Here is a 24824-nt window from a genome sequence, read left to right as displayed (position 1 = left end):
GCGGCGCTCCCGGAGGAAGAACTTCCATGCCCTCTGTGCTCCAATCCCCCCTGTCCTCGGCCGAGTTCCCCGGCCGCCTGACCCAGGCGGTCGGCGATACGCCGGTCGTCTTCGTCGACGAGCCCTTCAGCCCGGCCGGCCGTGGCTTCTGGGCGAAGCTCGAAGGCGCGAACCCCGGTGGGATGAAGGACCGGGCCGCGCTGCACATGATCCGCCGGGCTCGCGACCGTGGCGACCTGCGCCCCGGTGGCCGGATCATCGAGTCGACGAGCGGGACCCTCGGTCTCGGGCTCGTCCTCGCGGGCATCGCCTGCGGACACCCGGTCACGCTGGTGACCGATCCAGGTATGGAACCGATGATGTCTCGGCTGCTGCGGGCGCACGGTGCCCGCATCGAGATCGTGGACCGGCCGAGCACGGTGGGGGGCTGGCAGGAAGCGCGACGCCGCCGCGTCCAGGAGCTGCAGGCTGCCGAGCAGAACTCCTATTGCCCCGACCAGTACCACAACCCCGACAACGTCGAGGCGTACGCACCGTTGGCCAGGGAGCTGCTCGCCCAGCTGGACCGGGTGGACGTGCTCGTCTGCTCGGTCGGGACCGGCGGACATTCGGCCGGCGTCTTCTCGGAGCTGCGACGCCACCAGCCCGACGCGCAGCTGGTGGGGGTCGACACCGTCGGATCGACGATCTTCGGCCAGCCGGCGCGGTCCCGGTTGATGCGGGGCCTCGGTTCGAGCATCTATCCCCGCAACGTCGCCTATGACTCGTTCAGCGAAGTGCACTGGGTCGCCCCGGCCGAGGCCGTGTGGGCGTGCCGCGCACTCGCCGCGTCCAGCTACACCAGCGGCGGATGGAGCGTGGGCGCAGTCGCGCTCGTCGCCGGCTGGGTGGCTCGTACCCGCCCACCGGGCACCCGCGTCGCAGCCGTCTTCCCCGACGGCCCGCAGCGCTACTTCGACACGGTCTACAACGACGAGTTCTGCCACACGCACGACCTGCTCGGCCACCCGCCCGCCACCGACCCGGACAGGATCGACCACCCGGACGAACGCGACGTGCACCGGTGGACCCGCTGCACGACCGTGGTCGAACCGACCGCCGCACGGGCGCACACCGGTGCGCGGTCGTGAGGCACACCCTGGCGCAGTACCGCTCCTTCCCCCGGTCCGTCCAGCTGTTGCTGCTCAACCAGCTCACCATCAACATCGGGTTCTACATGCTGATCCCGTACCTCGCTGCGCACCTGTCGGTCGGTCTGGGACTCGCCACCTGGATGGTCGGCCTCGTCCTGGGCGTCCGGAACTTCGCCCAGCAGGGGATGTTCCTCCTCGGCGGCAGCCTCGCCGACCGCTACGGCTTCAAGCCGCTCATCGTCGCCGGCTGCACCCTGCGCACGGTGGGCTTCGCGCTGCTGGGGTTCGTGGACTCGGTGCCGGCGCTCGTGGTCGCGTCCGCGGCGACCGGATTCGCCGGAGCCTTGTTCAACCCGGCTGTACGCGCCTACCTCGCGCAGGACTCCGGCGAACGCCGGGTCGAGGCGTTCGCCCTGTTCAACGTGTTCTACCAGGCCGGCATCCTGCTCGGGCCGTTGATCGGGCTGGTGTTGACCGGCGTGAACTTCTCCCTGACGTGCGCGGTCGCAGCAGGCGTGTTCGCCGTGCTGACCGTGATGCAGATCAGGGCGCTCCCCCAGCGGTCCGCACCGCACGAGGCGGACCGTGGTTCGTTGCTGACGCAGTGGCGGGTGGTGGCGACCAACCGGCCCTTCGTGCTGTTCGCGCTGGCGATGATCGGGTCCTACGTGCTCTCGTTCCAGGTGTACCTGGCCCTGCCGCTGCAGGCACACGCGGTCGCCACATCCGATCTCGTGGCCACGGGCGCCGTTGCGGCCGTGTTCGCGGTCTCGGGACTGGTCACCATCGCCGGACAGCTTCGAGTGACAGCCTGGTGCCGGCACCGGTGGGGAGCCAGCCGGTCCATGAGCGTGGGGCTGCTGACCCTCGGCGGGGCATTCGTCCCCCTCCTGGCCGTCGAGGTGGTTCCCCTCGAGCCGGGAAGCACGGGGAGCGCCGTCGTCGGGATCGGCGCGCTTCTCCTGACCGCTGCCATCCTGGCCCTCGGGACCGCGATCGTGTTCCCGTTCGAGATGAGCACCATCGTCGCCCTTGCCGACGACCGCCTGGTCGCCACGCACTACGGCCTCTACAACACCGTCTGCGGGGTCGGGATCCTCCTCGGGAACCTCGGCACCGGCTGGGCCCTCGACGTCGCCGGCGCCCGCGGCCTCGCTCCGCTGCCGTGGCTCGTGCTGATCGGCATCGGCGCGATGTGCGCACTGGCGGTGCACCGCCTGCGCATGCGGAACCTGCTCCCGCTGGATGCCGAACGAACCCCGGCGGCTCGGTCCTCTCGGCGCCTCCGGTAACTTCTACCCTACGTAGATGGTGCGCAAGTGGTCGTAGTCTGCGTGTCCCCCGCTGGCGGCAGAGAGGTGGTCGCGCATGACGTCGACCATGGGGCGGGCGTCGACCGCCCGCGAGGTCGAGCTCGCGGTGGCCGGGATGACCTGTGCCGCATGCTCCGCGCGGGTCGAGCGGAAGCTGAACAAGCTCGACGGGGTGCAGGCCAGCGTGAACTACGCGACGGGTCAGGCACGGGTCGTCGCGGAACTGCAGGTCGATGACCAGGCGCTGATCGATGCGGTTGTGCACGCCGGCTACGGGGCCGAACTCGCTCGGCCGGAGCGGGTGGGAGCGCAGGCCGAGGACGGCACGGACCGAGCTCGCGCGCTGTGGTGGCGTCTCGTCGTCGCGGTCGTGCTGTTCGTCCCGCTGGCCGACCTGTCGATCACCTTCACGGTGCTGCCCGAATGGCGGTTCCCGGGGTGGCAGTGGGTGCTCCTGGCCCTCGCGGCACCCGTGATCGGGTGGGCGGCATGGCCGTTCCACCGCGCGGCGGCCGCACGCGCCCGGCACCGGGCCGCCTCGATGGACACCCTCGTGTCGCTCGGCATCCTGGCCGCGACCGGTTGGTCGGTCTACGCGATGTTCGTGCAGTCCGAGCGCGCGACCGAGGCGTCGGGTCTTGCGCTGCTCCTGCGCTCCGAGGGGGCGCTCTACCTCGAGGTCGCGGCGGGATTGGCCACGTTCGTGCTCGCCGGTCGCTACTTCGAGGCCAAGGCGGCGCGGGCGGCGGGCGCGGCCCTGCGGGAGCTGGCGGCGTTGCGCGCGAAGGACGTGACGGTCGTCCTGGACGACGGCACGGTGCAGTCGATACCGGCCGAGGAGTTGCGGGTCGGCCAGCGGTTCCTCGTCCGTCCCGGCGAGACGATCGCCACCGACGGCCGCGTCGCCGACGGTGCGGCGACGGTCGACACGAGCGCCATGACCGGCGAGTCGGTGCCGGCGGAGGTGGGCCCGGACGATGTCGTCATCGGTGGCACCGTGCTGCTCAACGGTTCGATCGTGGTCGAGGCGACGAGCGTCGGGCGGGACACCCAGCTGGCGGCGATGGTGCGCCTCGTCGCGGACGCACAGACCGGCGAGGCCGCGGTCCAGCGCCTGGCCGATCGCATCTGCGGCTACTTCGTCCCGGCGGTCATCGCGCTCTCGCTGCTCACCTTCGTCGCCTGGCTGCTGCTGGGAGGTGCCGTCGAGCCGGCGTTCGGCGCCGCACTGGCGGTGCTGGTGATCGCCTGCCCCTGCGCGCTGGGGCTGGCCACTCCGACCGCCCTCATGGTCGCCTCCGGCCGCGGAGCGCGCCTGGGGATCTTCATCAAGGGCTACCAGGCGCTGGAGTCGACGCGCACGATCGACACCGTCGTGCTGGACAAGACCGGCACGGTCACGTTCGGGCGGATGTCACTGGTGGAACTCGCCTGCGCGAACGGGGTGGAACGCCGCGAGCTGCTGCGCACGGCCGGCGCGCTCGAGGAGGCGTCCGAGCACCCCGTCGCCGCGGCGATCAGCACGGCGGCCCGCAACGAGCTGGGCGCGCTGCCACGGGTGACCGCGTTCCGGAACGAGGCGGGTCTGGGCGCCACCGGCGTCGTCGACGGTGCCGAGGTGATCGCCGGCCGGGCGAAGCTGCTCGTCGACCGTGGGATCGAGCTGCCCACCGACCTCGAGCGCCGTCGCCGTGACTGGGAGGAGCAGGGCCGCACCACGGTGGTGGTCGCCCAGGACCGCCAGGTGATCGGCTTGCTGGCGCTCGCAGACCTGGTCAAGCCGTCCGCGCGGGAGGCCGTCGCGCTGCTGCACGGGCTCGGGCTGCGCACCGTCCTGCTCACCGGCGACAACACGACCACCGCGGAGGCGGTGGCGGTTGAGATCGGCGTCGGGGAGTGCATCGCCGAGGTGCTGCCCGGGGACAAGGCCGAGGCGATCCGCAGGCTGCAGGCGCAGGGCCGCGTCGTCGCCATGGTCGGCGACGGCATCAACGACGCCCCCGCGCTCGCGACCGCGGACCTCGGGATGGCGGTGGGGACAGGCACCGACGTCGCGATCGACGCCGCGGACCTCATCCTGGTCCGCGACGACCTGACCGTCGTCCCCGACGCGCTCACCCTCGCGCGGGCCACGCTGCGCACCATCCGCGGCAACCTGTTCTGGGCCTTCGGCTACAACGTGGCCGCCATCCCGCTCGCCGCGCTCGGGCTGCTCAACCCGCTGATCGCCGGCGCGGCGATGGCGGTCTCGTCGTTGTTCGTGGTGTCCAACAGCCTGCGGTTGCGCCGCTTCTCCCCCGCCACCACGCCGGACACAGCCCCGCCCCCGGCCCCGGCGGCCCTCGCCGCCGGCGGCCCCGAGGACCGGCATGCGTCTGCCTGAGCTGGCGCCCGGTTGGCTGCCGCCGACGGACCCACCGCCCCTCACCCCGTGGCGCCTCCTGAGCAGCTGGACGTTCGACCCGGCGATGCTGGTCCCGCTGGCCGCCGTGGCGATCGCCTACCTGTGGGGTGTGCGGGTACTGCGCCGCCGCGGTGACCCCTGGAAGACGCAGCGCGTGCTGTACTTCTTCGCCGGGCTGGGTGTCGTGTTCGTCGGCGTCTCGTCCTCGCTGGGCGTGTACGACCGCGTGCTGTTCACGGTGCCGGCCGTGCAGCACATGCTGCTGCAGATGATCGCGCCCGTCGGGCTCGTGCTCGGCGCCCCGCTGAGCCTCGCCCTGCGCACCCTGCCCGTGCCGTGGCGCAAGCGGCTGCTCGTCGTGGTGCACAGCCGGCCGGTGCGGTTCATCGCTCACCCGGCCGTGGCGTTCGCCCTGTTCGCCATCACCCAGTTCGTCTACTACTACACCCCGGTCTACGAGGCATCACTGCGCAACGTGTGGGTCCACGACCTGACCCACGTGCACTTCGTCCTCATCGGCTTCCTCTTCTACTGGTCGCTGCTGGGAATCGACCCGTTGCCACACCGATTGCCGTTCGTGTTCCGGTTCCTGCTCGTCGTCGGCATGGCCCCCGTCCACATCGTGCTCGGCATTCCCATCATGATGATGGACAACCTGTTCGCCCCGGACTTCTACCTCGAGCTCGGCCGGACCTGGGGCCCCGACCCGGTCGACGACCAGCAGATGGGCGGCGCGATCCTCTGGGGCTTCGGTGACGTCTCCGCCGCCGCCCTGATCGGCGCATTCGCCAAGCAGTGGAACCGCTCGGACGAGCGCCTGGCCCGCCGGACCGATCGCCAACTGGATCGCGCCTACGGCAACGCAACGACGATACGACCATGGTGGCTCCCCGACACCCAGCCCGCCGAGAAGGGGCCCGACGTCCGAGGGCCACAACGTGAATCGAGCTGACGGGCAACTTCGCCACTCGCCAACATCGGGCGTTATCACTCTCAGCGAGAATTCAGGGAGTTTCGCTATCGTGACCTATGACTGAGGTTCCAGCGGGAGCCCCCCTCTTCCGATCTGGAACCTCAGTCCCAACGATTCGACTTCGTTCGGGCGCATCAGCCTCAGAATGACAGCACGAACCGGTCGGACCGGTATCGGGAACGCGCCTGATCGGCTCGCACGACGCCTGCGCAAGCCGAGACACGCCGCTCGGGTCAGCGGCACCTGCGGCACCGCATCCGGTGGCCGGCGAGCGCCCAACCACGACTCCGAGCGACAGCGATGACCGGCGCCGGTTCCGAGAAATGCACCTCGTCAGCAGCGCCTTCGCGATACCGGCTGCCGCACTCCGCACAGGCGAGACGCCAACACCGCCGCCGATCGGCAACGTCGGGATCAGGCTCGTGCACTGCACGACCTTCGGCATCGGCGGAAAGCCGACATGGAAGGAGCTCCGCGGTGATCCCCACGGGCGGCCCCGCAGGCGCACCCTGCTCGCGAGGCTTCGAAACGGCGAAGACCACCGCGGTGATCAGCCCCGTGATCAGGACCGGGCCGCCGAGGAACACCAGCAGCCCCACACCCGTGCTCACGACGTGCACCTGCCGACGCCGTTCTGCACTTCACACATGTGACGGTCCGACTGCAGTCGATCACCGGATACTTCGGGGAACTCGGGGACGGGCGTGCGGAACCCGCTCTGCAGCAGGAGGATCGCAGCGACGACGACGACGATCGCGAGCGCGACGCCGAATGCCCTCCGCGCTGCGCCGGATCCAGGACCGGACCGGCGTGTCGGTGGAGTCATGTGGTCACCGACTGCCTCGAGAAGCGGGCGCTCAGGCTGACTACAGCCGGCGCGATGGAGCTTGGGCATGAGTTCGAAGGTCAAGGACGCCGTCGTTGCGCCAGTGCGGTTCCCGGGCGGATGGCTCAGTGGCCGACAGCGGTGACGGCATCACGAGAGCGGCGCTGCCCCGCGTTCGGTGAGCATCTGACGCATCACCTGGCTCTCGGCCGTCTGAGCGGTCAGCATCTGGCGGGCGAGGTTGCGCACCTCGGCCCGAGCGGCTCGCTCCATGGCGTAGCCCAGCATCGGAACGCCTCCTTCGTGGTGGCGCAGCATCAGCTGCAGGAACATCACGTCGGCGGCGGGCCCGACGCTGCCCCGGAGCCGGGCGAGGTCGTCCGACGAAGCCATACCGGGCATTCTGGCCACACCGTCCGCCGTATGCCCCATGCCCATCTCCGCGTCGGTCATCCAGCGCATGTAGCCACTCAGGGACTGTGCGGGCGCTCCCCACAGGACCAGCCAACCCCGCATCTGCCCGACCTGGGCGGTCTGCCCGGACTCGATGTCGTAAGCGAGCTGACGAACGGCGGGGTCGGCGCTGTTGTCGCGCGCCCAGGCCGCCATCTGCACGGCGTTCTCGTGGTGCACGCTCATGTCCTGGAGGAACCCGACGTCGACCGAGTCGGCAGGCGGCACCGCTAGGCCGTCGGAGCCGGAGCGCCCGAGCACCACGCCGCCGGCGGCGGCCAACAGCAGCAGCGCCAGCAGCGTGCCGGTCACGATCACGACCCGCGGCCACCGTGGCTGCCCGGTCGCGCCGGTCGCACTTTCGTCGGGCGTCGCCGCGCCAACCGGACGCTCATCCGGGTGGGAACCGTCGGCGCCGCCGGTCAGCGCGGCATAGCTGCTGGTCGGCCGATCGGTCATGACCCTCCTCCGGGGGACGAGCCGTCCATGCCGGGAGCAGCCGGCGACGCCTCGGTCTCTCCACGGACACCGGGCTGCCCGACCGAGGAGGGCGGAGGTGCAGGTCGGTACGGCGGCGGGTCGTCCTGGTCGAACTGGCCGGGCCCCAGCGCCTGGCAACTCGCCCCCACCTCGGGGTGTGTGTACTGGTTGGCGCGCAACGCGGTCAGGAACTGGTCGATGCGGGGGTCGCCGGCGTCGGCGAGCTTGAGTTGGTGGCCCCAGGACTGCAGCGCGATGGGCTGGTCGAGCCCCGGGTACGGAGACAGCACCGAGTACGGCCGATCCTGCACACGGGCGGCGAGTTGAGCGAGTGCATCACCGTCGACCTGGTCGGGGTTGTAGGCGATCCAGACGGCGCCGTGTTCCATCGAGTGCACGAGGTTCTCGCTGCGGACCGGCTGTTCGTAGACCACGCCGGAGCAAGCCGCCCAGTACTGGTCGTGCGTGCCGCCGGTGGGCGGGGACCCGGTGTAGGCGACCTGCTCGGTCGGGGCGACGTGCTGCGCCCCCTGGTAGGTCTGCTCGGTGATGCCAGGGATCCGGCTCGACGGGTCCTGGTTCGAGGCGGACGGGACGAAGGCGGCGAGCGCGGCGTCCCGGGCGTTGTTCTCCTGCGACTGGAGGAACGCGTACCCGAACACGCCCCCCGCGAACAGCACCACCACCAGGACGGCCGCGATCGTCCCCCACGGCACCTCCCGTCCGGTCGCGAGCGCGGACCGAGGCTGCCGAGCCTGCTTGCTCTTCTTCCCGCTGACCATCACACCGTCCCTGACACCCTCGGGGGCGAATCGCGGCGGCGTCGGCCAGACCCGCGATAAACTACGTAGAAGGGTAGTACTGCCTTACTGCCCACTTGCGCGGGGGACCCAGCTCGCCTCGCCGTCATCGCCCCCTCGTGGGTTCAGGCGTGACGAGCAGGCGGATCGCAGAGTTCTACAGTGAGACCGTCGAGGGTGTACCTACCTAGTACGTAGATCTCGGGCCCCGGCCGCCGCCACGGCGAGGACCTGCGGACGGAACGCCTCGAGTTGCCCGAAGGGATGATCCGATCGGGATCGAACAGCGCGACGACCAGGACCGCATGCAGGCTTCGTGGGGACGGGAGACCTGGGCGAGGCGAGGGCGGCGGATCGGACATGACGCCCTTCTGCTCGTGCAGACCGTCATATCGGCGGCCACCCCAGCCTCGCGTACAAGGCGAGCACCCGGCTCATCAGCACGGTCCATCCCCCCGTCATCAGCAGCATCCCGGTGAGCACCAGGGCCGCTCCCCCGGCCGTCTCGACCCGGCGGGCGTTGCGCCGCAGCCAGTCGAAGCGGTCCCGCCCCCGGGCAACGGCACGGGCCAGGACCAGGAACGGTGCGCCGAGGCCGAGTGCGTAGGCCGACAGCAGCAGTGCCCCCCGTCCGACGTTCGCCGAGCTCGCCGCGGTCGTGAGGATCGACGCCAGCACCGGACCCACACAGGGCGTCCAGCCGAACGCGAACGCGGCGCCGAGGGGGAAGGCGCTGCCCGGACCTGTCCCGATGCGGGACAGGTCCAGACGGGCCTGCCGCTGCAACACCGGGATCCGGACGAGGCCGGCCATGGCCAGGCCGAGCAGCACCACGACGGCGCCGCCGATGACGTTGAGGACGTCGATGTGCTGGCGCAGCACGAGGCCGACGGCCGAGGCGGTGGCTCCCAACGCGATGAAGACGACCGCGAACCCGGCGACGAACAGCCCGGACCCCAGCGCGACCCGACGCCGCGCGGCCAACCCGCCGCCTTCCCCGCCCCGGCGCACAGGAACTGCGTCGCCCCTCAATCCGGATACGTAGGACACGTAGCCGGGCAGCAGCGGCAGGACGCAGGGCGAGCTGAACGACACCGCCCCGGCGACGACGGCGAGGGACATCAGGGCGAGCAACTCCACGAACCCGTCCTTCCCTCGGCCGACGTCGGAGGTACCCCGCCTGCACGCCCACACCTTCTACAATGCATAGTACTGAGGAACGCAGTATGGCTACGCGCGGTTCGCGCGTCCACAGTAGTCACCAGGAACCGAGGTCGGAGCGGGATCGCCATGCCGCACAGCGAGCTGCCCACCGATCGGGCCCACCGGCGCTCCGGGCCGGCCCGCAACACCGGGCAGCGCCGTGCGCGCCTGAACGGCGTCGCGGTCACACTCAACCGGACGCCGGTGCTGCGCGACCTCGACCTGCACCTGGATGCAGGCGAGGTGCTCGGGGTACTCGGCGCGAACGGCTCGGGCAAGACGACGCTGTTGCACCTGCTGGCCACGCTGATCAGACCGGCTGCGGGCCGCGGGGAGGTGTTGGGCCGCGAGCTCGGCAGTCCCGAGTGCGCCGCGGTTCGGCCCGCGATCGCACTGGTCGGTCACCTGCCTGCGCTGTACCCGCAGCTCTCATTGACGGAGAACCTGCGGTTCGTCGCCCGGATCACCGGGTGGGACGAGCCTGCAGCCGACCGGGCGCTGGAGGCCGTCGGGCTCGGGGGCGCCGCGGCGCGGCGGGCCGAGCGCTGCTCGCAGGGCATGCAGCGGCGTGCGGAGCTGGCGCGCGTGCTGCTGACGCGGCCGTCCCTGCTGCTGCTCGACGAGATCCACGCTGGCCTTGACCGCGACGCCGTCGGGCTGGTGAACGACGTCGTGGCAGGCGTCCGCGGCCGTGGCGGTGCCTGCGTGCTCGTCTCCCACGAACCGGACCGATTGACCGGCGTCGTCGACCGCCTGGTGCGGATCGTCGACGGGCACGCGGAGCCCGTGGCGGCCCCGAGGGGTGCGTCATGACTGCGGCGGCAGTGCCTCCTGTCCTGGTGTCTCCGCTCACGCAGGCCCTCACCCTGGCCCGGAAGGACCTGCGGACGGAGCTGCGGGCAGGCGAGGCGTTGCTGGTGACCGCTCCGTTCGGGGCGGTCGCGTTGCTGCTCGCTCCGCTGGCCGTCGGGGTGGACACGCCGCTGCTGCGCGCGCTCGGCCCGGCGCTGTACTGGCTGGTCGTGCTGCTGTTCGGGGTGATGGTGACCATGCGCGCCAGTGCCGTCGAACCCCCGGCGCAGCGGACCGTGCTGCGCCTGTCCGGGGTCGGCCCGCGGGTGCGCCTCGCCGGGCGGGCGCTGGCCAACGGTGTACTCCTGCTGGGGTTCCAGCTCGTGCTGGCCCCGGTCGCGGTGCTGCTCTACGACCCGAACCTGATCGGCTGGCCGTGGTTGGCACCGGTGTTCGTGCTCGTGGCCGCCGGGCTGGCCGTGCTCGGCGCACTGGCGGACGCGCTCGCGGTGGGGCTCGCCGGTCGCACCACGCTCGGACCGCTGCTCGTGGCGCCGGTCGCGGTGCCGCTCCTGATCGGCGCCACGAGCGTCGTGCAGGCCGGCCATCACGGGCGTTCGCCCTGGCCGTGGCTGGTGCTCATGCTCACCGTCGACCTCGTCGCCGCGCTGCTCGCCGCGTGGTGCGCCCGCTACCTGGAGGACCTGACATGACAGACCATGCCGTCACGGTGTCGGCACGGGCGGTGTTCGGGCACCGTCTTCCGGTCGCCGCCGGATTGGCCGGTGCGGCCGGGTTGGCGGCGGCGATGCTGTCGCCGCCCGACTACCTGCAGGGCGAGTTGGTCCGGTTGATGTATGTCCACGTTCCGGCGGCGTGGACCGCGTTCCTCAGCTATGCCGTGACGTTCGCGGCGAGCATCGGTTGGCTGTGGCGGCGTCGTCCTGGGCTGGACCGGTTGGCGGCAGCCAGCGCCGAGGTCGGGGTGTTCTTCACCGGGCTGGCCATCGCGCTCGGCTCGATCTGGGGCAAGCCGACCTGGGGCGTGTGGTGGACCTGGGACGCGCGCCTGGTGACGACCGCGCTCCTGTTCTTCATCTACCTCGGCTACATGGCCCTGCGCCGCGCCACCGCTGACCCGTTGCTGCGCGCTCGCCGATCGGCGGTGTTCGGCGTGGTCGCGTTCGCGCAGGTACCGCTGGTGCACTTCTCGGTACTGTGGTGGCGCACGCTGCACCAGCCGCCCAGCGTCCTGCGGCCCGGCGCCCCGGCCATCGACGAGGCGATGCTCGCGGCCCTGGTGATCAGCGTCGTGGCGTTCACGCTGCTGTACACGCTGCTGGTGCGGGCACGGGCGCGGCTGCAGGCGACCGAGGACGCCCTCGACGCCGCGGAGGAGGCCCGGCCGCGGCCGGTGGCCGGCGCCGCGGTGACCGCTCCGCGACGGGAGAGCCGTGACATCGGGGGTGGAAATGTCTGAGTGGATGTGGGTGCTCGTGGGTTACGCGACCACGGCCACGGCGATGACCGGCTATGTCACGGTGCTGCTGCGTAGGGCGAGAGCACTGCGCCGGCGCGCGGAGGAGTCGCGATGACCCGGGCGGCACCGCGCGGGCTCACCCGGTACCGGCTGCTCGCGGTCGCGGCCCTCGGCGCTGTCGCGGTGCTCGTCGGCATGCTGCTGTTCGGCAACCTCAACCGCAACCTCGTCTACTACCTGGACCCGGCCGAGGCGACCACGCAGCGCGCCGAGTACCCCGACGGCCGCCGGTTCCAGCTCGGCGGGCTCGTCGTGGACGGCACGGTGACGCCCACTGCCGATGGCGTGCGGTTCGAGGTCAGCTCGGCTACCGCACCGGACAGCGCGAGGATTCCGGTGGAACACCGCGGCGCCCCGGCTCAGCTGTTCGGAGCCGGGATCGGGGTCGTGCTGGAGGGCTCCTGGCGCGGGGACGAGTTCGTCTCGGACACGATGAAGGTCAAGCACGACGAGAACTACCGGCCCCCGGAGGGGGAGGCGACATGACCACCGCGGTGCCGGCCGCCGGCTGGTCGGGCGCGATGCTCGGCCTCGCCGGCTCGATCGTGCTCGCCGTGCTGGGGCTGCGCGCCCAGCGATGGCCCGACGCGGTGCGCCGCCGGCAGCTGCAGGCCGCGGTGTGGTGCATGCTCGGTGGTGCGGCGCTTGCCATGACGGCGCTGGAGGTGGCGCTGCTCACCGACAACTTCGCGGTGTCCTACGTCGCCGAGACCCACTCACGGGCCACCCCGCTGCTGTTCACCATCACCAGCGCATGGGCCGCTCTCGACGGCAGCATGGTGCTCTGGGTGCTGATCCTCGCCGGGTTCACGGCTGTGGTGATGCGGCAGGTGCCCGGGACGGCCGACCGGCTGGGCACCGGCGCGCTGGGGGTCCTCGGGCTGGTCGGCGCGTTCTTCTTCGGTGTGGTCGTGCTCGCCGCCAACCCGTTCGAGATCCTGGCGAACCCGCCGGCCGACGGGCCGGGGGCGAACCCGATCCTGCGCGACCACCTGATGGTCGCCTTCCACCCGCCCATGCTGTACCTGGGCTACGTCGGGTTCACCGTGCCCTTCGCGTTCGCGATGTCGGCGCTGCTGATGCGCGAGGGCGGCGTGGACTGGCTGCGCCGAACCCGCCGGGCCAACCTGGTGGCCTGGAGCTTCCTCACCGCCGGCCTCGTGCTCGGCGCCTGGTGGTCCTACGAGGTGCTGGGCTGGGGCGGCTACTGGGCCTGGGACCCCGTGGAGAACGCGGCGCTGATCCCGTGGCTGGTCGCCACGGCGTTCCTCCACTCCGCGGTCGTGCAGGTGCGCCGCGGCATGCTGCAGGCCTGGAACTTCGTGCTTGCGCTGGCCACCTTCTCCCTCACCATCCTGGGGACCTTCCTCACCCGCTCCTCAGTGGTGATCTCGGTGCACAGCTTCAGCCAGTCCGCCGTGGGTCCGGCGCTGCTGGCCTTCTTCGTGCTGGTGGTCGGCGCCGGGTTCACGCTCGTCGTGCTGCGGGCCGAGCGGGTGGCGTCGCTGTCCCGGCCCGAGTCGATCGCCAGCCGCGAGGGCATGTTCCTGATCAACAACCTGCTGCTGAGCCTGTTCGCGTTCGTCGTGCTGCTGGGCACCACCTACCCGATCTTCGTCGAGGCCGTGACCGGGCAGCAGGTGTCGGTCGGGCGACCGTTCTTCGACCGGATGGCGGTGCCGCTGAGCTTCGCGCTGCTGCTCGCCATGGGCGTCGGACCGGTGACCCCGTACCGTCGCGCGAGCGCCGCGGTGCTGTGGTCCCGGCTGCGGATCCCGCTGCTCGCGGCCAGCGCCGCCGCCGCGGCGGTCGTGGCCGCCGGGGTGCTGTCGCCTGGCGTGGTCGCGGTCGTCGGAATCGCGGCAGGCATCGCCGCGTCCACCGTGCGCCAGCTGCTGGTCACCGCGCCCGCCCGGACACCGGCCGCGGTGTGGCGATTGCTGCGCGGGCAGCGCGGCTACTGGGGCGGGCAGCTGGCCCACCTCGGTGTCGCGTTCGCCGCCGTGGTCATCGCCGTGTCCGGGGGCCTCGCCGAGCGGGCCACGGTGACCCTCGATCGCGGCCAGTCCGTCGACTTCGCCGGCTACTCGGTGACCTTCGAGGTCAGCGAGCAGCACCGGCAACCCGACCGACTGGTCACGGACGCCCACATCGTGCTGCGGTCCGCAGGGGAGGTCGTGCGGGTCGCGGAGCCGCGGCTCAACTCGTTCCCGAACCAGCCGCAGGCCGTGGGCAACCCGTCGGTGTGGTCAACCCTCGGCCAGGACATCTACGTGTCGCTGGGCAGCCTCGACCCGGACCGGGTGACGCTGAACCTCTACCGCTACCCGTTGATGGTGTGGCTGTGGGTTGCCGGCGCGCTTGTCGCGGCAGGTGGATTCTGGGCCCTCGGCACCCCGCGGCGCCGGTCTCCGGAGGTCCCCCCCGGGGAGAAGCCGCCGCTGGAGGTGCGTGCCGGTGGCTGAGCCCACTCGACGGCGGGCCGGCACCCTCGCGGTTGCGCTCGCGATCCTGGGGCTGCTCGCGGTCACCGTCGGCACGCTGCTCACCGCAACGCGACCGGCTCCGGACCGCGTCCAGGAGCTCGCGGAGCGGCTGCGCTGCCCGGTGTGCAAGAGCGTCTCCGTCGCCGAGTCGCCGTCCGACACGGCGACAGCCATGCGGCAGGTCGTCGCCGAGCAGGTGGCCGCCGGGCGCACCGACCGCGAGATCGTGGGCTTCTTCCGCGCCCGCTACGGCGACTGGGTGCTGTTCGACCCGCCGACGCGGGGCAGCACGCTGCCGCTGTGGCTGGTGCCGCTCGCCGCGGCCGTCCTCGGCGCCGCTCTGGTGCTGGCCCGCGTGCGCCGACGCCGGGACGCCCCGACCGTCGAGCCCACCGACGACGAGCGCGCCCGGGTCGAGGCCGCCGTGGCCCGAGCGCGGGCGGCCGGGACGGCAGAGGAGGACGAGCCGTGACCGCCCGGGAGGTGCAGCTGCGCCAGCTGGCCGACCAGGCCGTGCGCGACATCGTCGACCTCGACGCGCAGGTCGCAGCCGGCGAGATCACCGAGGTCGACGCCCGCCCCCTGCGCCGCCGCTACGAAACCACCGCGGGCCGCGCCCTGGAGGCGCTGGATGCACTGGATGCGCTGGGCACCGACGCCGAACCTCCGCTCATGCCGCGGTCCCGCCCACGCGGTTGGTCACTCGCGTACCTGCTGGCCGTCGTCGTCGCGCTGGTGGCCGCCGTGGTCCTGCTCCCCGCCTCGCTGCTCGAGCGGCCGGCCGGTGGCGCCGTCACCGGGAACGAGGCCGTTCAGGGCGCCGCAGGCGCCCCGCCGCTCGACCCGTCGGCCACCGTCACCGACGAGCAGCTCGAACAGGTGGTCGCGGCCAACCCCGACGTCATCGGGATGCGTGTGGCGCTGGCCGACCGTTACGTGGCCCAGGGCGAGTACGAGCCGGCGATGCGCCACTACCTCGACGCACTGCGCCGGGAGCCGGGCAATGCCGATGCCCTGGCCCGCCTCGGCTGGCTGCTCCTGCAGATCGACCAACCCGAGGAGGCCATGCGGTCGGTGGAGCAGGCGCTGGCCATCGACCCGTCACTGGACGAAGCGCTGTGGTTCAAGGCGAACATCGAGCTCTACGGTGTCGACGACCCGACGGCCGCGCTCGCCACCCTGCAGGAGCTGGCCGGGCGTGACCTGCCCGCGGAGGTCCGCGCGCAGGTCGACCAGCTCACCGCGACCGCCGAGCAGCGCCGCCAAGAAGGTTCAGGCCAGGGAGGTACGGGATGAGCGACCTGCCGGCCCCGGTCCCGCCGCGGCGCCGCCGCGCACTGCGGGTGGCCGCCGTGGTCGTCGTGCTCGTCGCGATCGGGATCGGGGCGATGTTCGGGTCGAGACTGACCACCGACCCGACGCTGGTGGACAGCCCTCTGATCGGCCAACCGGCCCCCGACTTCGCGCTCCCCGCGCTGGAGGGGACGGGCGAGGTCTCGCTCGCCGCCCTGCGCGGCCAGATCGTGGTGGTCAACTTCTGGGCGTCGTGGTGCGTCGCGTGTCGGGAGGAACACCCGGCCCTTGTCGGTGCTGCGGCGCAGTACCGCGACGCGGGCGTCACGTTCGTCGGCGTCGACTACCAGGACGCGGCATCCTCCGCGGTGGCGTTCCTCGACGAGCTGGGCCGCGGCGGCGACAACTACCTGTACGCCACGGACGTCGGATCCCGCGCTGCGCTCGAGTTCGGACTGTTCGGGGTGCCCGAGACGTTCGTTCTGGACCGGTCCGGCACGGTGGTCGCAAAGATCACCGGGCCCACCACCTACCCGCTCCTCGCCGGCATCCTGGACGCGGTGATCGCCGGGCGGCAACCAGGGGGACAGAGCGGCGGACCGGTACAGCCCGCGCCCGGGGCTCCTCTGATCGGGGGCGGCTGATGCGGGCCGGGCTGGGCTCGTCAGAGGCACGCTGGACGGTGCTCGTCGTGGTGCTCGCCCTCGCCGGTGTGGTGGCGCTCTGGCCTCGAAGCGGCGGCGAGACGGAGCCGGGCGACGGCATCCTCCCGTGGTCGGTCGGCGCCGACGGGTCGGTCATGACCATGCCGTCGGATGACGAGCTCGCCCCGCTGCGGGCCAGGGCCGCGCTCGCGCCCTGCCCTGCCCCGGCGCCCGGCACGCCCCCTGCCTCGGGGCGGCTGGCCGGGATCATCGTTCCCTGCCTCGGCGCGCCCGGCGAGGTGGATCTCGCCGCGGCGCTGGCCGGCCGGCCCGCCCTGCTCAATGTCTGGGCGTCCTGGTGCGGGCCCTGTCGTGAGGAGATCCCGGTGCTCGATGCCTACGCCGCCCGACCGGACGCGGTTCCCGTGATCGGCGTCGACGTGCGCGACGACGCGATCACCGCACTGGGCGTGCTCGGCGACCTCGGCGCGACCTACCCCTCGGTGGTCGACACCGACGGCGAGCTGTGGGCGGCGCTGCAGGTCCCACTCGCCATCCCGACCTCGTACGTGGTGCGGGCGAACGGATCGCTCCAGCGGATCAACCCGCCCGTCGTGTTCTCCACACCCGACGAGGTCGCGCAGACCGTGCGGCGCTACCTGACCGACCAGCCGTGACCGGCCGCGTCGCCCCCGAGAGGAGACCCGCCATCCACGTCGACGACCCGGTCACCCATGTGCCCGAGAGCGATACGGCCGCCGTGGATCAGGCACGACCGGCGGTGCCGCTGCCCGCCGCCGTCGCTCTCGCGGTCGCGGCCGGAGCCGCCTGGGCGCTGGCCGCGCCACCGCGGGGCTGGTGGCCGCTTCTGCCGATCGGCGTCGCCGCGCTGACGGTCGCGCTGCACGGCCGGACCCTGCGGACTCGGCTGTTGCTCAGCGGGCTCACCGGCGTCGTCCTGTACTCGTGGACGCTGTTGTGGCTGACCGGGTTCGCCGTGGCCGGCTACGTCGCCGTCGCGCTCCTCGAGGCCGTCATGCTCGCCGTCGCCGTGGCCCTGGTTCCCACCGCCCGCGCCGGGCGATGGTCGGGAGGCTGGTGGGGCCTGCCGGCGGCCCTGGTTCTACTCGATGCGGCCCAGGCCCGGTTCCCGCTCGACGGCTTCCCCCTGCCCGCGCTGGTGCTCAGCCAGATCGACGGGCCCTTCGCACTCGCGGCGCCGCTGGGCGGTTCGCTGCTGGTGACCGCGCTCGCGGCGACCGCCGGCGTCGGGCTCGCCGCCGTCTTCCTCTGCCGGGGTAGGCGCCGGCTGCTGGCCGTTGGCACTGCTGCCGTCATCGCCGGGGCGTCGCTGGTCGCCGGGGCAGCGGTCGCGACCACACCGGCCGGCACCATCGACGCCGCCGTGGTGCAGGGCGGAGGCCCACGAGGACTGCGCGCGGTCCACACGAACCCCCAGGACACCACCGACCGGCAGTTCGCCGTGGCCGAACAGATCACCGGATCACCGGACCTCGTCCTGCTGCCCGAAACCGTGATCAGCGTCGAGGGCTCGATCAACGGATCCCCCGCCGAGCGCCGGGCCACCGACCTGGCTCGCCGCGTCGATGCCCCGGTCGTCATCGGGATCGCCGAGTTCCAGGACTCCGGCTTCCGCAACGCGGCCGTCCTGTGGGGCGCGGACGGGTCGCGGCTGGGCCGGTACGAGAAGGAGCACCGAGTCCCCTTCGGGGAGTACATCCCCGGCCGCGCGCTACTCGAGCGCGTCACCGACCTGACCGCGCTCGTACCCCGCGACGCCATCGCCGGTCAGGGCGAGGCCATCCTCGACTCCCCCGCCGGCCCGCTCGGTGTAGTCATCTCCTACGAGGTCCTGTTCGCCGATCGCGTACGCGAGGCCGTCACCGCAGGCGGGCGGATCGTGCTCGTGCCGACCAACGCAGCCTCTTACCCGACCGAAGAGGTCCCCGCGATCGAGGTCGCCGCCGCCCGGCTACGAGCGCAGGAGTTCGGGCGCACCGTCCTGCAGTCCGCGCCTACCGGCTACTCCGTGGTCGTACTCCCGGACGGCCAGGTAGTGGCGCAGACCGAACTCGGAGCCCCAGGGCTGCTCCGCGAGAGCGTGCCACTGCGCACCGGGTTGACACCGTACGCACAACTCGGCGACATGCCGTTCATCGTGCTCGCCGTCCTCGCCCTCGCGGCTCCCGCGCTCACACGAGAAGTGCGCCGGGTGGCAGGCCGATCTCGATGAGCGGCTTCAGCGCGAGCCTGCCGTCGCGTCGGACCGTGGGCACCGGCGCTTTGCGGGCAGGCTCCTACCCCGTCCACCGAGAAGCACAGACCGTAGTCGGACAAATCGGAGTAACCCGATCGAGCGGATTTCGTTGAAGAGATGCGTGACCGTCGGTGGGCAACATGCCGTGCGGTGAGGTCCTCCCTGTCCGATCGGCTCTGTTGGGTGACATGTCGCAGCACATCGCGCCGCCGGAAGCGGCACCCTCCCGGGGCCCCGGCCCCGGCTCGTCCCGGCGCCGAATCCTCTTCGGGGCGATCGCCGGAGTCGCCGTCATGATCGCCCTCGCGCTGGGCTTCACCTTCCTCGACGGCGGCGGGCCCGGCACCGAGCCGTCCTCCGTCACCGAGGGCGACGCCCCTCCCGGCGAACTCCCCGTGAGCAGCACCTACACCACGGTCGAGGGCGCACCGTCCGACCCCGACCCGTTGGGGCGCAACGACGGCCTCGTCGTGCACCCGATCCGGGAGACTCCGGTGCACGACGCCCCCGACGGACGTGCGATCGCCCGCATGGAGACCACGCAGTTCGGCGACACGTGGCTCCCCGTGCTCGCCGAGCAGCCCGGCTGGGTGCAGGTGCTCCTGCCCTCCAAGCCGGCCAGTTCCACCGGCTGGATCCGCGCGGACGACGTCGAGCGGGCCAGGACGCCCTACGTCGTCGAGGTGCACCTGGGCTCGAAGACCCTCGAACTCGTGCGCGACGGCGACGTCGTGGGCCAGTGGTCGGTGGGAATCGGCACGGAGGAGACGCCCACACCGACCGGCCGCACGTTCCTGCTCGGCGCGTTCGCCGACCAGAACCAGAACTTCTCACCGGTGATCCTCCCGCTCGGCACGCACAGCCCCACGCTCGACACCTTCGGTGGCGGTCCGGGAACCGTTGCGATCCATGCGTGGCCCGAGGCGAGCTCGTTCGGCCAAGCGGTCAGCAACGGCTGCCTCCGCATTTCTCAGGAAGCGCTGGAACAGCTCACCGAAGTCCCGCTCGGCACGCTCGTGATCATCGACCAGGAATAACGGGGCTAGGAGCACTGTGCCCAAGGACGCCCAGTTCTCACACGGCAGCCGTGAAGCGGCGGCCGCGGTGTGGTCTGCTGCCGGTGCCGCGCACCTGTGGGTCGCGCTCGACGCCTCCCGCGCGGGGATCGTGGGTGCAACGGTCTCGGCCGTGCTCGCCGCGGCGGCCGCCGTCGGCGTCGTGGCGCTGGTGATCGCCAAGCGGCCAGGGACACTGCTGGCAGCTGCGGTGACCGGTTCACTAGGTGTGGCCAGCTTCCTCGTACCGATGGTGGCAGGTGTGCCCGGATTCGGCGACGTTCTTCCGACCTGGAACAACCCGTGGCCGTTCATCGCCTTCCTACTCGACGCGCTGGTCGTGCGGCTCGCGGTGTACGCCCTGCGGCGCGCCGCACGAGTACACCCCGCTTGACCGCTGTTCATCGTCAACCTGCCGGCCCGTGCACCCCGGCCCGCCGGTGCTCGACCGGATAGCCCACGTTGCTCCGGGCAGTCATACCGCCGGTGACGTTCACGACGTCGTGTTGACCGCGATGGGCGAGCAGGCTGGCCGCGACGGAGGAGCGGTACCCGCTGCCGCAGGTGACGGCGACCGGTCGCTCGGCGAGCACCTCGTCGACCCGATCCGGGAGGTCGGCGCAAGTGACCCAGCGCGCGTCCGACGTGCCCGGCGTGCCATTCGTCGGGTTGACGCACGTCGAGCAGATCCATTTCCGCCGCGAACACCACGGATCCCCAGGTGCCGGGCGCAGTCCGGCTCGGCCACCTCCAGCTGCGGCCGTCGCCATGGGACAGAATGGCGGATCGACGTTTCCGTGGACACCCCACGTCTCGCCGCCTGGATGCTCCAGCCGCACCAGCGCAACATCGACCCGCAACGGCGGGCGCACAGGCGAGCCGTAGCACGGACGGGGACGGGTCGCGCTGGTCGGGAGACCAGCAGCTGCACCGGCCGGCGCAGCGCGGTCAGCAGCAGCCGGGCGATGCGCCCACTCATCGCGACAGCAACGACGACGGCCGACGACACCGCGAGCTGCATCCCGGTACCCGGACCGTCGGCTACGACCACGTGCGGGAGGCCGCCTGACGTGTGGTGTGTTGCCGTCAGGTCGAGCTTCGCCGTTGCATGCAGAGCGGGCTGGGCCACCACGGCACCCGACACGACCGAAAGGAGACCATCGCGCCGACCACTTTACCGCACGCGCATGCTGGCCACCGCCAGGGCCACCAGCGCAAGCCCGAGGGTGTGCGTCGGGTGTTCACCCGCCAGCACGTCGAATCCGACCGCGGCGACGAACGTGATGATGGCGCCGACCACGAGCGGCAGCCGGCTCCCGGCCTCGCCTCAGCTTCACCCGGCTGCCACGACAGCCCGGCGGTGGAGGTCTCTCACCCCCACCCGGTCATGCAGCGCCTCGTGGCGCACGATCCCGTCGGCCCACAGGTAGACGTAGTCCACCCCGGACAGGTCGCGGGCGGCGAAACTGCGTTGCTCGGCCTCTCAGGTCTCGGTCAGCTTCGTGATCACCGGCGCGGACAGCCCGGCCGTGGACCCGAGGAACTGCCCGAGGGCGGGCACGAAGTCGCCCGAGGACAGGCCGTGCAGGTAGAGCAGCGGCAGCACCTCGGTGACCTTCGGGGTCTTGCGGCACCAGGGTGGCAGGATCGCCGAGGAGAACCGCCGCCGTTCGCCGGTGTCGGGGTCGACGCGGCGGTCGTTGACCCGTGGTGCGGTCACCCCGACCGCGCCAGCGCTGGTGAGGACCTCGCGTGGCTGGTGGGAGCCGTTGCGCACCACCAGTCGCCGGCCGTTCTCGTCGCGTTCGGCGCTGAACTGGGCGATGTAGGCCTCGACCTCGGCCTGCAGGGCCTCGGCCAGCATCCGCCGAACGCCGTCGCGCACGATCTGGTCGATGGTGTCGCGTTTGAGGCCCCGGGCGTGGTCGAAGTCGAACTCCTCCAGGCTCTTGCGGGCCGGGAACCTCGCGGCCCGGATCCGGCCCTCCCCGCCGTGGGACTCCCGCGCCGAGGCCTCCCGTTGCAGGCAGGCAACCAGGAACTCCTCGTGGGTCCAGCCCTCGGCGCGGGCCCGCTCGGCCAGCCGGGTCACCGACTCGCGCAGGGTGGGGGCCTTCAACACCCGGGTCAGGTAGGCCACCTCGGCGGCCAGATCCCTCCCGGCCGCGGTGGTCGCGGTGGTCTTCGCGGGAGCCATTACGCCACCCCACCCTCATCGGACTGGTCGGCGCTGGTGACACCCAGCGCCGTGTCGTAGTCGGCCAGGCACCGCTGTTCGACCTCCGGCTCCGGGGCGGGCCGCAACATGCCGATCCGGTGGCGGCGCAACACCTTCGCGGCTGCGACGTGCTCCGGGTCGGAGATCGTCTGGTGAGCCGCCCAGATCCGCTCGTGGTCGGCGACGAGCCTGCCCTCGCAGACGGCGCGGACCCGGGCCAGGTCGGCGATGATCTCGATGCGGCGCCCGATCACGCTCGGGTGCACCGAGTAGTCGTTGGAGCCCAGCCGGATGTAGTGATCGCGGGCCAGCCGGGTCGAGGCCCGCCACCCGGTCGCCGGCGCGACTGGTGGCAACGTGAGCATCGCCTGGCGGTCGGCGGTGATCCGATCGTTGGGGGCGCAGCCCAACGCCCGGCGGGTCCGGGTGTTCACTACCGCCAACCAGTCGCCGAGCTGGGTGTTGAACTCCGCCGGCGAGCCGAAGATGCGGCCGGGCAGGAACGAGCGTTCCAGGTAGTCGTGCGCGCGTTCGATCAGACCTTTGGCCTCCGGGTCGGCCGGCCGGCAGATCAGCACCTTCGCACCGAGCGTTCCGCGGAACGCCTGACACTCGCCGGTGAGTTCGCTGCGCCCGCCGCGCCACCGCCCGATCGCGCCCTCGCCGTCCCAGACCAGCACCCGCGGCACCGCGCCCAGGCGCTCTAGCAGCTGCCACCAGCCGGCGAACAGGTCTTCCGCCTTCCTGGAGGGGGATCAGCACCGCCGAAAGCCACCGGGCATAGCCGGTCACCATGGTCAGCACCGGTAGCTGGGTCGGCTTGCGGGTCTGTCCGAACCCGACCGGCATGGTGATCGGCGGGAACCACAGGTCGCACTGCGCGATCTCCCCGGCCACATAGCTGGTGCGCGAGGCCGGGTCCGGCGGCAGATACACCGGCCGCAACTCGGCCACCCGGTCACGTAACACCCGGATCGACCGGGTCCCCCGATCCGCTCCGCGATCACCGTCGCGGGCATCGTCGGATACGCCGCAAGCAGCTCCCGGATCCGCGGCTCCACCGCATCCACGATCGACCCCGCCGGGGCCCGCTCATACTTCGGTGGCCCATCGCTGGCCAGCGCTGCACGCACCGTGTTGCGCGAACACCCCATCACCCGGGTGATCGCCTTGATCGGCAACCCCTCCGACCGGTGCAACCGGCGGATCTCCGCCCAATCCTCCACGCTCAGCACCCTCCTGATCTTGAGAACGATCTGGTGGAGGGGGTCAACTTTCACCCGCCGCAAAGGGGTCAGTTTTCAGGCGCCGCCGACACCGGTGACAGGCTGCGATGCGATGCCCGTGAGCCGAGCATGGCGACGGTGTCCGCAGCCGTCCCAGCCCTGACTCACACAGCGTGGCCAACGCGCCGTGGGCGGGCATGAGGTCGGCTTCTCAGCGTCGCTTCAGCGTCCTGCCCCGCTCTCAGCGCCTCTTCAGCGGCGGGCCTGCACGGTGGGCCACGCTCTCGGGGCGAGTGGCGCGCCGGGTGAACCGATGACCGGAAGGACCGCATGTCCGCCTCGCAGGGTCACCCCGCCTCTCCCCCCAGCAGGTCGCCGCGGTCCGGGTTCCTGCGCAGCTGGCGGACGCCGCAACACCGCGACGGTTTGGCGCTTGTGCTCAGTTCGGGCCTCACCTCCGGTTTCGGACTGCTGTTCTGGATCTTGGCCGCGCGGCTGTACGACCCGGCCACGGTCGGCGTGAACAGCACGGTCCTGTCGGCGCTGTCGCTGCTGGGCGCGGCCGCGCAGCTCAACCTGGGTAATGCACTGCTGCGCTTCGTCCCCGTCGCGGGCGGGCGCGCCAGGAGGCTCGTGGCGGCGTGCTACGCGGTCGCCGTCGCCGCCGCGGCCACGGCGGGTGCGGTGTTCGCCCTGGGCGCCGCGTGGTGGGCGCCGGGGCTGCACGCCTGGTTCGGCGGGTCCGCGCTGCTCGCGTTCTTCGCCGTGAGCACGCCAATCTGGACGATGTTCGTGCTGCAGGACTACGTCCTGCCCGCGCTGAAGCGCGCTGCGGTCGTGCCGGTGGAGAACCTCGTGTTCTCCGTCCTCAAGATCCTCTTCCTGGCGGGGGCCGCTGCGCTCGGGACGACGAGCGGGATCGCGGTCTCCTGGATGGTCGCGACCGCGGTGATCGTCTTGATCGTCACGATCTACCTGGCGCGGGTCCTCCCGCATCGGAGGCCGGCAGACCCCGACCCGAGGCCGGTCACCGTTCCCGACGTCGCGTCGTTCGTCCGGGCCGACTACGCCGGCACCGTGTTCCTGCTGGCTGCGGTGTTCGGGCTCCCGCTGCTCGTGCTGGCTCGGCTCGGCCCGGAGGCGGCGGCCGTGTACGGGGTGGTCTGGCAGATCGCCTACGCCCTCTACCTGGTTGTCAACGGGATGGGGCAGTCCTTGGTCGCCCACGTCGCCGCCGAACCCGACAAGCTCGAAGCGGCCCGCCGCAGCATGATCAGCAAGGCGATGGTGCTGCTCGTCCCGGCCGTGCTCGGGATCGCGGTGCTGGCATACCCACTGCTGTCGCTGTTCGGCCCGCTCTACGCCGACGAGGGCACCCTGCTGCTGGTGCTGCTCGCCCTGTCGGCCATTCCGAACGTCATCACCTGGTCGACCGTGTGGGCCGCCCGCGTGCGCCGCAACGGGCGCGTCCTGTTCGGGCTGCCCGCCTCGATCACGACGGCAGTCATCGCGGGGAGCTGGTTCCTCATGCCGGTGTTGTGCGTCGTCGGCACCGGCGTGTCCTGGCTCGGGGCGCAGAGCGTCGCGGCGGCCGGTGTGCTACTGGTGCGGGCCCGCCGTCGTCTGCCGTTCCCGGCAGAGCCCGCCGCCCAGAAGCCTTGATCAACACGGCGAGGCTCCCCGTCGCCCCCGACGGCCGCTACCCAC

24 protein-coding genes and 2 pseudogenes are annotated in these 24824 nt (G+C 71.8%); 18 read left to right on the top strand and 8 right to left on the bottom strand.

What is annotated here, in order from left to right; genetic code table 11:
• The first annotated feature begins 26 nt into the window (after positions 1–26).
• The 4 genes from CFP66_RS41450 to CFP66_RS41435 all read left to right on the top strand — a co-directional run bounded on the left by CFP66_RS41450 (position 27) and on the right by CFP66_RS41435 (position 5802).
• Positions 27–1130 (top strand): PLP-dependent cysteine synthase family protein, encoded by a 1104-nt coding sequence (locus tag CFP66_RS41450; protein WP_094930842.1) that lies wholly within the window; start codon positions 27–29, stop codon positions 1128–1130.
• The gene (locus tag CFP66_RS41445) at positions 1127–2425 is read left to right on the top strand and encodes an MFS transporter (protein ID WP_094930882.1); all 1299 of its coding nucleotides are present in this window, start codon (positions 1127–1129) and stop codon (positions 2423–2425) included. Before CFP66_RS41450 ends, CFP66_RS41445 begins: the two co-directional genes overlap by 4 nt.
• A 76-nt stretch (positions 2426–2501) precedes the next feature.
• On the top strand, positions 2502–4829 hold the full coding sequence (locus CFP66_RS41440; RefSeq protein ID WP_094930841.1) for a cation-translocating P-type ATPase: 2328 nt from the start codon (positions 2502–2504) through the stop codon (positions 4827–4829).
• Positions 4816–5802, top strand: coding sequence for a cytochrome c oxidase assembly protein (locus CFP66_RS41435; RefSeq protein WP_094930840.1), 987 nt, complete (start codon positions 4816–4818; stop codon positions 5800–5802). Before CFP66_RS41440 ends, CFP66_RS41435 begins: the two co-directional genes overlap by 14 nt.
• A 254-nt stretch (positions 5803–6056) precedes the next feature.
• On the opposite strand, the gene CFP66_RS47620 is transcribed toward CFP66_RS41435, so the two are convergent.
• The 4 genes from CFP66_RS47620 to CFP66_RS41420 all read right to left on the bottom strand — a co-directional run bounded on the left by CFP66_RS47620 (position 6057) and on the right by CFP66_RS41420 (position 9522).
• Positions 6057–6434 carry a hypothetical protein gene (locus CFP66_RS47620; protein ID WP_143517570.1) on the bottom strand — a complete coding sequence of 126 codons (378 nt, stop codon included), beginning with the start codon at positions 6432–6434 and terminating at the stop codon, positions 6057–6059.
• Positions 6435–6799: 365 nt separating this feature from the next.
• The gene (locus tag CFP66_RS41430) at positions 6800–7561 is read right to left on the bottom strand and encodes a DUF305 domain-containing protein (RefSeq protein WP_094930839.1); all 762 of its coding nucleotides are present in this window, start codon (positions 7559–7561) and stop codon (positions 6800–6802) included.
• A complete protein-coding gene (locus CFP66_RS41425) occupies positions 7558–8364 on the bottom strand; it encodes a DUF3105 domain-containing protein (RefSeq protein WP_094930838.1) in 807 nt (268 codons plus the stop codon). Before CFP66_RS41425 ends, CFP66_RS41430 begins: the two co-directional genes overlap by 4 nt.
• 405 nt (positions 8365–8769) lie before the next feature.
• Positions 8770–9522 carry a cytochrome c biogenesis CcdA family protein gene (locus CFP66_RS41420; protein ID WP_094930837.1) on the bottom strand — a complete coding sequence of 251 codons (753 nt, stop codon included), beginning with the start codon at positions 9520–9522 and terminating at the stop codon, positions 8770–8772.
• A 150-nt stretch (positions 9523–9672) separates the two neighbouring features.
• On the opposite strand from CFP66_RS41420, the gene CFP66_RS41415 reads away from it, so the two are divergent.
• The 13 genes from CFP66_RS41415 (at position 9673) to CFP66_RS41360 (ending at position 20067) form a co-directional block, all read left to right on the top strand.
• The gene (locus CFP66_RS41415) at positions 9673–10398 is read left to right on the top strand and encodes an ATP-binding cassette domain-containing protein (protein WP_094930836.1); all 726 of its coding nucleotides are present in this window, start codon (positions 9673–9675) and stop codon (positions 10396–10398) included.
• A gap of 26 nt (positions 10399–10424) precedes the next feature.
• A complete protein-coding gene (locus CFP66_RS41410; protein WP_233160141.1) occupies positions 10425–11090 on the top strand; it encodes a heme exporter protein CcmB in 666 nt (221 codons plus the stop codon).
• Entirely contained in the window at positions 11087–11857 is a 771-nt protein-coding gene (gene ccsA / locus CFP66_RS41405; RefSeq protein ID WP_094930834.1) for a cytochrome c biogenesis protein CcsA, read from the top strand. The genes CFP66_RS41410 and ccsA overlap by 4 nt, the downstream gene beginning before the upstream one ends.
• Complete coding sequence (locus CFP66_RS50085) at positions 11850–11972, top strand: hypothetical protein (RefSeq protein ID WP_255413937.1); 123 nt, start codon at positions 11850–11852, stop codon at positions 11970–11972. The genes ccsA and CFP66_RS50085 overlap by 8 nt, the downstream gene beginning before the upstream one ends.
• On the top strand, positions 11969–12403 hold the full coding sequence (locus CFP66_RS41400) for a cytochrome c maturation protein CcmE (RefSeq protein WP_094930833.1): 435 nt from the start codon (positions 11969–11971) through the stop codon (positions 12401–12403). The genes CFP66_RS50085 and CFP66_RS41400 overlap by 4 nt, the downstream gene beginning before the upstream one ends.
• Entirely contained in the window at positions 12400–14382 is a 1983-nt protein-coding gene (locus tag CFP66_RS41395; protein ID WP_094930832.1) for a heme lyase CcmF/NrfE family subunit, read from the top strand. Before CFP66_RS41400 ends, CFP66_RS41395 begins: the two co-directional genes overlap by 4 nt.
• Positions 14375–14875, top strand: coding sequence for a cytochrome c-type biogenesis protein CcmH (locus CFP66_RS41390; protein ID WP_094930881.1), 501 nt, complete (start codon positions 14375–14377; stop codon positions 14873–14875). Before CFP66_RS41395 ends, CFP66_RS41390 begins: the two co-directional genes overlap by 8 nt.
• Positions 14872–15699 (top strand): tetratricopeptide repeat protein, encoded by an 828-nt coding sequence (locus tag CFP66_RS41385; RefSeq protein ID WP_094930831.1) that lies wholly within the window; start codon positions 14872–14874, stop codon positions 15697–15699. Before CFP66_RS41390 ends, CFP66_RS41385 begins: the two co-directional genes overlap by 4 nt.
• Positions 15696–16340 carry a redoxin domain-containing protein gene (locus tag CFP66_RS41380; protein WP_094930830.1) on the top strand — a complete coding sequence of 215 codons (645 nt, stop codon included), beginning with the start codon at positions 15696–15698 and terminating at the stop codon, positions 16338–16340. The genes CFP66_RS41385 and CFP66_RS41380 overlap by 4 nt, the downstream gene beginning before the upstream one ends.
• On the top strand, positions 16340–17017 hold the full coding sequence (locus CFP66_RS41375; protein WP_233160139.1) for a TlpA disulfide reductase family protein: 678 nt from the start codon (positions 16340–16342) through the stop codon (positions 17015–17017). Before CFP66_RS41380 ends, CFP66_RS41375 begins: the two co-directional genes overlap by 1 nt.
• On the top strand, positions 17014–18594 hold the full coding sequence (gene lnt, locus CFP66_RS41370; RefSeq protein WP_198962026.1) for an apolipoprotein N-acyltransferase: 1581 nt from the start codon (positions 17014–17016) through the stop codon (positions 18592–18594). Before CFP66_RS41375 ends, lnt begins: the two co-directional genes overlap by 4 nt.
• A 212-nt stretch (positions 18595–18806) precedes the next feature.
• Positions 18807–19655, top strand: a complete 849-nt coding sequence (locus CFP66_RS41365; protein ID WP_143517569.1) for a L,D-transpeptidase family protein — start codon at positions 18807–18809, stop codon at positions 19653–19655.
• Positions 19656–19671: 16 nt separating this feature from the next.
• Positions 19672–20067, top strand: a complete 396-nt coding sequence (locus tag CFP66_RS41360; RefSeq protein WP_094930828.1) for a hypothetical protein — start codon at positions 19672–19674, stop codon at positions 20065–20067.
• 13 nt (positions 20068–20080) lie between these two features.
• On the opposite strand, the gene CFP66_RS41355 is transcribed toward CFP66_RS41360, so the two are convergent.
• The 4 genes and pseudogenes from CFP66_RS41355 to istA all read right to left on the bottom strand — a co-directional run bounded on the left by CFP66_RS41355 (position 20081) and on the right by istA (position 23126).
• Positions 20081–20266 carry a rhodanese-like domain-containing protein gene (locus CFP66_RS41355; protein ID WP_094930827.1) on the bottom strand — a complete coding sequence of 62 codons (186 nt, stop codon included), beginning with the start codon at positions 20264–20266 and terminating at the stop codon, positions 20081–20083.
• 581 nt (positions 20267–20847) lie between these two features.
• On the bottom strand, positions 20848–20973 hold the full coding sequence (locus CFP66_RS50080; protein WP_255413936.1) for a hypothetical protein: 126 nt from the start codon (positions 20971–20973) through the stop codon (positions 20848–20850).
• Between the two features lie 42 nt (positions 20974–21015).
• Positions 21016–21870: pseudogene (locus CFP66_RS50075) on the bottom strand (transposase); the annotation flags it as partial.
• Positions 21870–23126: pseudogene (istA, locus tag CFP66_RS41345) on the bottom strand (IS21 family transposase). The pseudogenes istA and CFP66_RS50075, both read right to left, overlap by 1 nt.
• 426 nt (positions 23127–23552) lie before the next feature.
• Between istA and CFP66_RS41340 the strand changes: the two are divergent.
• Entirely contained in the window at positions 23553–24779 is a 1227-nt protein-coding gene (locus CFP66_RS41340; RefSeq protein WP_094930826.1) for a lipopolysaccharide biosynthesis protein, read from the top strand.
• The last annotated feature ends 45 nt before the right edge of the window (positions 24780–24824 follow it).

Origin of the sequence: Pseudonocardia sp. MH-G8 (genome assembly GCF_002262885.1) — a bacterium.
Classification (GTDB): Bacteria; Actinomycetota; Actinomycetes; order Mycobacteriales; family Pseudonocardiaceae; genus Pseudonocardia.
This window is presented reverse-complemented; position numbering and strand designations above follow the sequence as displayed.